We start from the raw sequence: 9704 nt of genomic DNA, 5'->3' as shown, positions 1-9704 counted from the left end.
TGCCACACTGCCACACTGCCACACTGCCACACTGCCACACTGCCACACTGCCACACTGCCACACTGCCACACTGCCACACTGCCACTCTGCCACTCTGCCACTCTGCCACTCTGCCACTCTGCCACTCCGATCCTTCTTCATCCTGCTCTTCCGAGATTGCCCGACTGCACTCCTGTCCATCGTGATGCTGCTCATATGAATGCCTGTAATAAAGTGAACGCCACCAATAAAAAGGGCAGGTCAAGGCCTGCCCGCAAAGATGCGCAAGGTGCTACATGATCCCGCGGATCAAGATCCCGCTGATCAGCAGCGGCGCCACCACGCGCCAGCACCAGAGCAGCGCCAGACGCAGGGCGGGTGACAGGCCTACAGGGAGAATGGCATCACCCAATCGCCAGCCCAGCAGCAGGGTCAGTACCAGACCAAACAGCGGCATCATCAGGTTGGAGGTCAGATAGTCGAGCAGCTCGAAGATGGTCTTGCCAAACAGGGTCAGATCACTCCATGGGCCGAACGACAGGCTCACCGGAATGCCGGAGGCCATGATGAGCAGAGTCAGTACCCTGCAGGCGCCACGACGCGACCAACCCCACTCCTCGGTAGTGAAGCGCACCAGATGCTCAAGCATGGAGATGGAAGAGGATAGGGCTGCGACCAGCAGCAACAGGAAGAAGACCACACCTAATCCCTGACCGAACGGCAGATGACTGAACACGGCAGGCATGGTCATAAAGGTGAGCCCTGGGCCCGCGGTGGGATCGATGCCGGTGGAGGCCAGCGCCGGGAAGATCATCAAGCCCGCCAGCACCGAGATAAGGCTAGCCAGTGTGACCACCCAGACCCCGGAGCGCAGCACCCCTTCGCTATTGGGCAGGTAGGCGCCATAGGTCGTGTGTACCCCGAGCCCGATGGAGAGGGAGAAGAAGGCCAGTCCCAGCGCGTCCAGCACGCTCTGGCCGGTCAGCATGGAGAAGTCCGGCAGCAGCAGCTGGCGCACACCCGCCATGGAGCCCGGCATGGAGAGGCCAACCCCCACCAGCAACAACATCATGATGAAGAGCGCGGGCATCATCCAGCGCAGTGCCCGCTCCACCCCTTTCTGAATACCCCGCTGCACGAACCACCAGGTAAGTCCCGCGAAGATCAGATGGGTCAGCACCGGCCACCAGGGGTTGCTGACATAGCCGTTGAACAGGGCGGTGAGGGCGCTCCCCTCGCTCAGGTTGAGCTTGCCAGCCATCGCCAGCGCGGCGTAACCCACGGTCCAGCCACCGACCACGCTGTAGAAGCTGTAGATAAAGAAGCCGCAGGCGATCCCCATATACCCCATCCAGCGCCAGTTCAGCCCCACCAGTTTGCGAAAGGCGCCGAGCACCCCGCGCTGGCTATGGCTGCCGAGCAGAGTTTCGCCGACCTGTACCGCTACCCCCAGGGTGAAGCTGAACAGCAGAAACACCAGCAGAAAAGCGCCACCGCCATTGGTGGCGGTCACATAGGGAAACTTCCAGATGGCACCAAGGCCAATCGCTGTGCCTGCTGCGGCCAGCACATGACCGAGACGGGAAGACCACTGAACCTGGCTCATACAACCTCCGGGTAACACGACATCGAAGCAATACTCCTGAGTAGCAATAAACGACAGACCATAAAAAAGGCCGCCTGAGGCGACCTTTGCAATGAACATTCAGAAAAACTGTGCGTGCAAGGTCACCTCTCTTGCGAGCTAAAAAATCGACCAAACAGCACGGGGATGGCAGACATGAGGTGACAACCTGACTAATGAATGAGGAAACAGCCTAAACCATGGAAAGAATAATTGACACATAAAATCAAAAATTTTTTATGTGTGCCGCTGTCACCACTCTGGCTATACGTACAACTCAGTGGGGGAAAACCTCGCCGGGCCGTATCTTTTCTACCTTGTGGCTATTTACTGGGCGATAATCGACGTAGCTTCTTCTGGAACTAGTGACCGCTACATGGCGCTGACGGGAACAACGATGAGACAGGATGTCGTATGAGATGGATGGTGCTGCCCTGGTTACTGATCAGCCTGAGTGTGTCGGCGCAGCCCGCATTAACCCTGCTGAGTCACGACTTACCCCCCTTTACCGAATACCGCGACGGCAAGCTCGACGGATTTGCTATTCGCCTGATCGATGAGGTGCAGGAGGAGCTTGGCACCCGCTATCCGGTGCGGATTTACCCGCTCAAGCGGGCGCTGGCGCTGGCACGGGTCGAGCCCGGCTATGGATTGTTCGTGGTACAGCGGCTCCCGGAGCGGGAGTCCCATTTCAAATGGGTTGGCCCGCTCTTTATCAATCGGGTCTTTATCTATCAGGCGCCGGATAGTCGCCACCCGCTGACCTCGCTGGCACAGCTGCGAGATTTGCCCAGAGTGGGGGTCGTGCTGGGCAATGCCGATGATGTGCGGCTGACCCATGAGGGCTACACCAATCTGGTGCGCTACAAGACTGTCGGGGAGGCGATAGAGCGGCTGATGCTGGGCAAGATCGATGCCTTGCCGATGGCGGAGCTGGTGATGGAGGCCACCCTCGACAAGATGGGGTTATCCCGGCGCAGCATCGTCAGCAGTGGCGTGCTGCTCCATCAGGCCGGTCTCTATATCGTCTTCTCCAAGGGAACGGATGATGCCGAGATCACCCGCTGGCAGCATGCCCTGGAGGCCGTCAGAGCCGCACAGGGGCGGGCCGATGAGCCCGCCCGCGAAGAGTAACCGTCACACCAGACCGCGAATCAAGATCCCGCCGATCAGCAAGGGGGCAATCCAGCGCCAGCAGTTCATCAGCAGGTGATGCCAGTGGCTGGCAATCCCCTGCGGCAGCGCCTTGCGTCCCAGCTTCCAGCCCAGCAGCAGCGTCAGCATCAGGCCGAACAGCGGCATCATCAGGTTGGAGGTGACAAAGTCCAGCAGCTCGAAAATGGTTTTGCCAAACAGGGTGGCGTGTTGCAGCGAACCAAACGACAGGCTGACCGGAACACCGCTAACCATGACGAATCCAGTGATGGCGCTGCAGGCCGTGCGGCGTGACCAGCCCCAGGTCTCGCACAGGAAGCACTGCAAATGCTCCAGCAGGGAGATGGCCGAGGAGAGCGCCGCAAAAACCAGCAGGGCGAAGAAGATCACCTCAAGCACCTGACCGAAGGGCAGCAGCTGAAATACCGCCGGCATGGTCATAAAGGTGAGACCGGGGCCGGAGGCCGGGTCGATACCGGTCGAGGCCAGCACCGGGAAGATCATCAGCCCCGCCAGTACTGCCACCATGCTGGCCAGCAGCACCACCCAGAGGCTGGAGCGACCAACCCCTTCGCTGGTCGGCAGATAGGCGCCGTAGGTGGTGTGAATGCCCAGACCGATGGAGAGGGAGAAGAAGGCCAGCCCCATGGCATCGAGCACGCCGGACATCCCCAGCTTGCTGAAGTCGGGCATCAGGAAGTGACGTACCCCCGCCATCGCATTGGGCAGGGTAAGGCCAAAGGCGACCAGCATCAGGATCATCAGGAACAGGGCCGGCATCATCCAGCGCAGGGTGCGCTCCACCCCTTTCTGAATGCCGCCTTGCACCACCATCCAGGTGAGGGCGGCAAACAGCAGATGGGTGAGAATGGGCCAGACGTCGCCGCTGACATAGTCATTGAAGCGGGCGGTGAGGGCCGCCGCATCCCCATGGTTGAGCTGGCCTGAGATGGCCATGCCGGTATAACCCAGGGTCCACCCGCCCACCACGCTGTAGAAGCAGTAGATGAGCAGGGTAGAGATCACCCCCATTACCCCAACCCAGCGCCACTGTTTGCCGAGCAGATCGGAGAAGGCACCCACTACCCCGCGGCGACTCATGCTGCCGAGCAGGGTCTCCCCCATCAGTACCGCCACCCCCAGGGTGAAGCTGAACAGCAGAAAGACCAGCAGGAAGGCGCCGCCGCCGTTGACTGCGGTGACATAGGGGAATTTCCAGATTGCGCCGATACCGACCGCGGAACCCGCTGCGGCGAGGATGTAGCCGAGTCGGGATGACCATTGGGACTGCTTCATAAGAACTCCAATCGAGCGCCCCTTGGCAGGGGCAGAATGGCGCTCATGTTACGGAGGTCACGGCGCAATCACTACGACGGTTATCAGGTGTAAATGCGATTTATTGGCACGATTGGCTAATTTAATTCTGTTTTTTGGCCAATCCTGCCACCAAATAAAAACCGGAGCGAGATTGCTCCGGTTTGGTCTCTGACAACTGCTCGTCGGTGGACTAGATCACCCCGAGCTCGCGCAGCCGCTCCATCAGGTAGCTGTGGGCGGTATGACGCTCGGAGAGCACCACATCCGGGCGCGGGTGGAGGAACAGCGGCAGGGAGATACGCGACTTGGCGGCACTGCCACCGGTCGGGTTGATGACGCGGTGAGTGGTGGAGGGGTAGTAGCCGCGAGAGGCCTCCTGCAGCATGTCGCCGATATTGATGATGAGGGTGCCAAAGTCACACGGCACGTCCATCCACTCGCCGTCGGAGCCCTTCACCTGCAGCCCCGGCTCGTTGGCGGCGGGCAGAATGGTAAGCAGGTTGATATCTTCGTGGGCGGCGGCGCGGATGGCGCCCGGCTCCTCGGTGCCATCGAACGGCGGATAGTGCAGCACCCGCAGCAGGGTCTTCTGGCTCTCTTCGATCATCGAGGAGAGGGGGCAGCTGTAGTGAGCGGCGATATCGGCCGGGGTGTACTGCTCGACCCAGCCCAGCAGCTCGGCGGCCAGACCGTTGGCGAGGCGGTAGTACTCCATCGCCTGCTCCTTCAGCTCTTCCGGCATCTGGCCCCAGGGGTAGATGTGGAAGTACTCCTTGATGTCTTTCTGGCTATGGCCCTTGGCCACCTCGGAGACCGACGGCGGGAAGTAGCCATCTTGAGTCTCGCGGTTGAACAGAAAATCCTGCTTCTGCTCGCTCATGAAGAAGCGATACCAGTTGTCGTAGATGGACTGCACCAGCTCTTTCGGAATGGGGTGGTTGGTCAGCACGCCAAAGCCGGTGGTTCGCAGGGATTCGGTGAAGCGTTGGGCCGCATCGGGTGAGCGGTAATCGACGGTCAGGACTTTCATTGTTTTTGTTGCGCGCCAGTTAAAAGATGGCGCAGTTTACCTTGCGCCTGATAACAAGGAAAGCGGGTTGGCCGCCCCGTCTGGCACGGCGTTGAATAGTGACAAAAACATCAAATAAACCGCGCCAGACCGCACGGGAGCGCATCCCTTGTTATGGCCTTTTATCCTCTCTAGAATGCCGCTCACTATCTTTTCCGGAGTCTGTTCATGTCCCCCAAAATCCTGTTGCTGACCCTGCCGGTATTGCTGGCGGGATGCAGTGCCCTGTCAGAAGATGAGTGCCGCACCATGAGTTGGTACAACCTGGGTTATCAGGATGGATCGGAAGGCAAAACCCGTCAGGCGACCCGCGACTACGTTTCGTCTTGCAGCGAATATGGCCTCCGGGTGGATGAGGCCGAGTGGAAACGGGGCTACGACAAGGGGCTGGAGCTCTATTGCATTCCCGAGCTGGCTTACAGCAAGGGAAAGGAGGGGCAGGCCTATCTGGGGGTATGCCCCAATGACGCCAGCTTCCTCAAGCAGTATCAGCGTGGCTACGAAGAGTACAAACTGGCTGCTCGCATGCGGGAGATCAGCGACGAGCTGGAGCGTACCGAGCTGGATATCGATACGCTGGAGCGCAGCATCCGCAACGAAACCAACACGGAACAGCGCGACTACTACCGCGCCAAGCGCGATCGGGCCATTCGCCACTACGAATCCCTGCGCCGGGAGTACAACCGTCTGCGTTATCCGGATCGGGTGATCCAGTTCTCCTTCGGCGGTTAATCCCTCTCTTCATGGCCAGCCCGCGTGCTGGCCATGTTGCATCTTGTCAGCTCAGGGCAGAACCCAGCGCTGCAGCGCTAGTGCGATACCATCTTCGTTGTGGTCGGCCGTGACCCGATGGGCATGGCTCTGGATCTGCGGGGCCGCATTGCCCATGGCCACCGCCAGTCCCACCTGCTCGAACATGCTGATGTCGTTGTTGTTGTCCCCAAACGCTACCACCTGATCCATCGCAATTCCTTCGCAGGCAGCCCACTGGGCCAGCCGGTTGCCCTTGCTGCAACCGGGCTGTACCAGCTCTACCGCATAGGGGGCCGCCCAGTCGCGGGTAAAGGGCATCTGCTCGACCACCTCGCCCATAAAGGTGTGCAGGCGTGCCGGATCCTGATTGAACAGCTCCAGCTTCCAGACCGGGTTGTCGAGCCAGCCTGCCAGCTCCTCGACCGGGTGGAGGGCGATCTTGAGGTGGTCCGGCTGATTGGCCGACCAGTGGCGGATGCGGGTGACATGCTCTTCGCAGCCGATGTAGCCGATCCCCTCGCTCAGGTGGAACAGGGCGCCCATCTGCTGTGCTTCGACCGCGGCCAGCAGCTCGGTAAGCGGGGCGGCCGCCAGCGGGTCGCCGCTGAGGATCCCGTTTTGCACCGGATCATAGAGATAGGCGCCGTTGCTGCAGATGAGGGGGGTATCGAGTGCCAGCTCGTGGTGGAAGGGACGCGCCGTCATGTAGTGGCGCCCCGTGACCAGCAGCACCTTGATGCCGTGGGCGCGGGCTTGCGCCAGTGCTGCCCGGGTGGCCGACGAGATCTTGTGATCCCGGGTCAGCAGGGTGCCATCCATATCGAGCGCGATGGCCTTGTACTCACTCATAGCTCCTCCAGCATCGAACAAATCCGCAAAGAGCCTTACCGTCCCAGACCCGGCGCCCCGATGCAAGTCTTGCCCGCGGCCGAAGCGCCGAACTGTGATCCCTTCGTGGCTCAGGTGCAGCTGGCCAGCTGTTGACGACGGTCGGCACGGCGGCGCAGCAGATAGAAACCGGCGGCACTGGCAAGGGAGCAGAGGGTGGCGAGATAGAAGGGCCACTCGGTACCGGCCAGCAGCACCAGACTGCCGAGCAGCACCGCCAGGATCTCGCTGCCCACGGCGAGGGCGCGGTAGAGCCCCATCGCCTGCCCCTGCTGCTCCGGGTGACTGCGGTTGGAGATCGCCACCGAAGTGGCCAGTTCCCCAGGCTCATGCCGATGCCAGCCGGAACGAAGGTGAGTGCCAGCCCCCACCAGTGCACGGGCAGGATAAAGAGCAGCATGCCGCTCGCCATCACCAGATGGCCGACAATCCCGAGGGAGCTGCCGCGCCAGTGGCGGGCGATGCGGGAGCCGAGCCAGGAGCCCGCCATCATGGGCAGACTCACCAGCACCGCCGCCTGCGCCAGCTGGGCCGGATCCCAGGACAGCCGCTCCACCAGCCAGATATTGAAGTAGGTGAAATAGAGCTGCACCGCACCATAGCTGATCAGGGTAAGTGCGAAGTAGGGCAGCAGGGCCGGTTGCAGCAGCAACTGGCGGCTGGAGAGGGTCGCTGTCTGACGGGTGGCCGCCACCGGCGGACGATAGGGGATCAGCCAGTAGACCAGCAGCAGGTTGAGCAGGGTCATTCCTACCGCCAGCCAGGCGGCCAGACTGTAATCCCCCGAGATCACCGCGGCGTAGCCCCCGATCATCGGCCCCACGACCCAGCCCAGATTCATGCCGATGTTGATCCAGGCGAAGCTGCGGGCCTTGTGCTCCTTGCCGGCGAGATCCGCTGCCATCGCCTGCACTATGGCGATGTTGCCGTTGCATAGCCCCTCTACAATCCGGCTGAGCAGCAGCAGGGGGAGGGAGCGCCAGGCGATACCGAGTGCCATCAGGGCATAGCCTGCCAGTACCCCCGCCAGCGAGAGCAACAGCAGTGGCTTGCGGCCATAGCGGTCGGAGAGGCGACCGAGCCAGGGACTGCCCACCAGCTGGAACAGGGGATAGAGCCCCATGATGACCCCCAGCCAAACCTTGCGGCTCCAGTCGGAGGCATCCGGCGTCAGCATGCCGTGGGCCGGATCCAGCAGCAAAGGTGCCAACACCGGGGAGGGGAGACTGAAACCTGCAACTGCCAGCGTGACCGTCATGATCAGCACCCAGAGGGGATTTTTGTGCCCGTGTTTCTCCATGTTGCACCCATTAAATAAAGTTATTGGTTTATTTATGCTGATTCATAGACGGGATTAAGTAAAGTGAATTGTTGATTTAATAAAGAGCGCTCCCCATAATGAGATCATGAACGCAAGCACCGACAAGATCCTGTTTCTGCTCAAGAGCCATGGCCCGCAGAGCGCCGCCGCGCTGGGGGAGCAGTTGCAGATGACCTCCATGGGCGCCCGCCAGCACCTGCTCACGCTGGAGCAGGAGGGGTGGGTCACATTCAGCGACGAGGCGCGCGGGCGCGGTCGTCCCGTGCGGCTGTGGCAGCTCACCGAGCAGGCCTGGCAGCGCTTCCCCGATAGCCATAGCGACCTGACCGTGCAACTGATCGACAACGTGCGCGAGCTGTTTGGCGAGGAGGGGATGGAGCGGCTGATCCAGCAGCGGGAGCAGCAAATGCTTGCTCGCTATCAGGAGGCGCTGGGGTCCCATGGTCTATCTGGCCGGCTGGCGGCGCTCAAGGAGCTGCGTACTCGCGAGGGCTACATGGCGGAGATCCTCCGCGAAGAGGATGGTAGCTGGCTGCTGTGGGAGAGCCACTGCCCCATCTGTGCGGCAGCGCGTACCTGCCGCGGTTTCTGTCGCAGCGAGCTGGCGCTGTTTCGCCAGCTGCTGGCGCCGGCGACGGTGGAGCGGGAGCAATATCTGCTGGAGGGGGCGCATCGCTGCCTCTATCGCATCACGCCGCCCGCGCTCTGATTTCATCAAACGCCCAAAAACAACAAAGCAGGCGCCGGGATGCCTGCTTTGTTGCCTTCGGGGAGGGGGTTCTCTCGTTCCAGCCCGTCGTTTCCCGATAAGGTAAGACGGCTGATGGGGCTCTTGACCCGGTAAGGTCCTTCACCGCAGAGACCCGGTCAGGTATCTGCTTTGCCACCGGAAGATGTAACCATAGTATCCCTCCCATGCCGGTGAGTGGTTGCAAAGTAACCACTTATTTCGGTTGTTTTTGCAATAGTTCACCCTTAATCTAGGAAAAGTGGATTAGTCATTGCAACGAGGAAGGGTAAATGCTGAAACTTGATCGCATAGACAGACATATTCTCGAGCTGATGCAGGAGAATGGCCGCATCAGCAATCTGGAACTGGCCGAGCTGGTCGGGCTCTCGCCGTCCCCCTGCTCCCGCCGGGTCAAGGCGCTGGAGGATGCCGGTCTCATCGACACCCACGTTACTCTGCTCAACGCCCGCCAGCTTGGCCTCACCCTCACCGCCTACATTCATATATCCATGGACAGACACACGCCCGAGCGGTTCGAAAACTTCGATCGCGCCATCAGCGAGCTGCCCGAAGTGCTGGGGTGTGACCTCATCACCGGCAATGATGCCGATTACCAGCTCAAGGTGGTGGTGCGCGACATGGAGCACTATCAGCACTTCCTGCTGGACAAGCTGACCCATATTCCGGGGGTGACCGGGGTGCGCTCCAGCTTCGTGCTGCGCCGCATCAAGCACAAGACGGCGCTGCCGCTCAACCATCTGGGGTGAGCCCGCGCAAACCGCTCATAGAAACAGAAAGAGGAGGCCAGTGGCCTCCTCTTTTGCTATTCGCTCTTGGTTATTCGGTTGTGGTTATCGGTTCTGGATT

Annotated in this window: 8 protein-coding genes and 1 pseudogene; 4 read left to right on the top strand and 5 right to left on the bottom strand. The window is 60.8% G+C overall.

Annotated elements, in window-relative coordinates:
* Nucleotides 1–272: 272 nt before the first annotated feature.
* Nucleotides 273–1586 carry a sodium-dependent transporter gene (locus OKB77_RS13540; RefSeq protein ID WP_123172355.1) on the bottom strand — a complete coding sequence of 438 codons (1314 nt, stop codon included), beginning with the start codon at nt 1584–1586 and terminating at the stop codon, nt 273–275.
* Between the two features lie 432 nt (nt 1587–2018).
* Here OKB77_RS13540 and OKB77_RS13535 point away from each other — a divergent pair, with 432 nt between their 5' ends.
* Nucleotides 2019–2738 carry a substrate-binding periplasmic protein gene (locus OKB77_RS13535; protein ID WP_064341675.1) on the top strand — a complete coding sequence of 240 codons (720 nt, stop codon included), beginning with the start codon at nt 2019–2021 and terminating at the stop codon, nt 2736–2738.
* A 3-nt stretch (nt 2739–2741) separates the two neighbouring features.
* Here OKB77_RS13535 and OKB77_RS13530 read toward each other — a convergent pair whose 3' ends face one another.
* Together OKB77_RS13530 and OKB77_RS13525 are read right to left on the bottom strand one after the other, a co-directional pair.
* Nucleotides 2742–4055 (bottom strand): sodium-dependent transporter, encoded by a 1314-nt coding sequence (locus OKB77_RS13530; RefSeq protein WP_064341676.1) that lies wholly within the window; start codon nt 4053–4055, stop codon nt 2742–2744.
* Nucleotides 4056–4266: 211 nt separating this feature from the next.
* Nucleotides 4267–5106, bottom strand: a complete 840-nt coding sequence (locus OKB77_RS13525; RefSeq protein ID WP_076492465.1) for an isopenicillin N synthase family dioxygenase — start codon at nt 5104–5106, stop codon at nt 4267–4269.
* A gap of 207 nt (nt 5107–5313) precedes the next feature.
* Here OKB77_RS13525 and OKB77_RS13520 point away from each other — a divergent pair, with 207 nt between their 5' ends.
* Nucleotides 5314–5877: a DUF2799 domain-containing protein gene (locus tag OKB77_RS13520; RefSeq protein WP_123172356.1), complete on the top strand. Its 564-nt coding sequence runs from the start codon at nt 5314–5316 to the stop codon at nt 5875–5877.
* Nucleotides 5878–5928: 51 nt separating this feature from the next.
* On the opposite strand, the gene OKB77_RS13515 is transcribed toward OKB77_RS13520, so the two are convergent.
* Together OKB77_RS13515 and OKB77_RS13510 are read right to left on the bottom strand one after the other, a co-directional pair.
* Nucleotides 5929–6747: a Cof-type HAD-IIB family hydrolase gene (locus tag OKB77_RS13515; RefSeq protein ID WP_123172357.1), complete on the bottom strand. Its 819-nt coding sequence runs from the start codon at nt 6745–6747 to the stop codon at nt 5929–5931.
* A 110-nt stretch (nt 6748–6857) separates the two neighbouring features.
* A pseudogene (locus OKB77_RS13510) lies at nt 6858–8086 on the bottom strand (MFS transporter).
* A gap of 106 nt (nt 8087–8192) precedes the next feature.
* Here OKB77_RS13510 and OKB77_RS13505 point away from each other — a divergent pair.
* Nucleotides 8193–8816, top strand: a complete 624-nt coding sequence (locus OKB77_RS13505) for a helix-turn-helix transcriptional regulator (RefSeq protein WP_123172359.1) — start codon at nt 8193–8195, stop codon at nt 8814–8816.
* A 311-nt stretch (nt 8817–9127) separates the two neighbouring features.
* Entirely contained in the window at nt 9128–9604 is a 477-nt protein-coding gene (locus tag OKB77_RS13500) for an Lrp/AsnC family transcriptional regulator (RefSeq protein WP_123172360.1), read from the top strand.
* Nucleotides 9605–9704: the final 100 nt, after the last annotated feature.

The organism is Aeromonas sp. Y318-3, from assembly GCF_027706185.1.
In the GTDB taxonomy this organism is placed as follows: Bacteria; Pseudomonadota; Gammaproteobacteria; order Enterobacterales; family Aeromonadaceae; genus Aeromonas; species Aeromonas veronii.
The sequence above is the reverse complement of the archived record's forward strand: the minus strand, read 5'-3'. Positions and strand labels throughout refer to the sequence as shown.

What these genes read in the sequence shown, in the direction of transcription:
- OKB77_RS13540 (WP_123172355.1), bottom strand. Translation starts at nt 1,586, where the DNA reads ATGAGCCAGGTTCAGTGGTCTTCCCGTCTCGGTCATGTGCTGGCCGCA.
- OKB77_RS13535 (WP_064341675.1), top strand. Translation starts at nt 2,019, where the DNA reads ATGAGATGGATGGTGCTGCCCTGGTTACTGATCAGCCTGAGTGTGTCG.
- OKB77_RS13530 (WP_064341676.1), bottom strand. Translation starts at nt 4,055, where the DNA reads ATGAAGCAGTCCCAATGGTCATCCCGACTCGGCTACATCCTCGCCGCA.
- OKB77_RS13525 (WP_076492465.1), bottom strand. Translation starts at nt 5,106, where the DNA reads ATGAAAGTCCTGACCGTCGATTACCGCTCACCCGATGCGGCCCAACGC.
- OKB77_RS13520 (WP_123172356.1), top strand. Translation starts at nt 5,314, where the DNA reads ATGTCCCCCAAAATCCTGTTGCTGACCCTGCCGGTATTGCTGGCGGGA.
- OKB77_RS13515 (WP_123172357.1), bottom strand. Translation starts at nt 6,747, where the DNA reads ATGAGTGAGTACAAGGCCATCGCGCTCGATATGGATGGCACCCTGCTG.
- OKB77_RS13505 (WP_123172359.1), top strand. Translation starts at nt 8,193, where the DNA reads ATGAACGCAAGCACCGACAAGATCCTGTTTCTGCTCAAGAGCCATGGC.
- OKB77_RS13500 (WP_123172360.1), top strand. Translation starts at nt 9,128, where the DNA reads ATGCTGAAACTTGATCGCATAGACAGACATATTCTCGAGCTGATGCAG.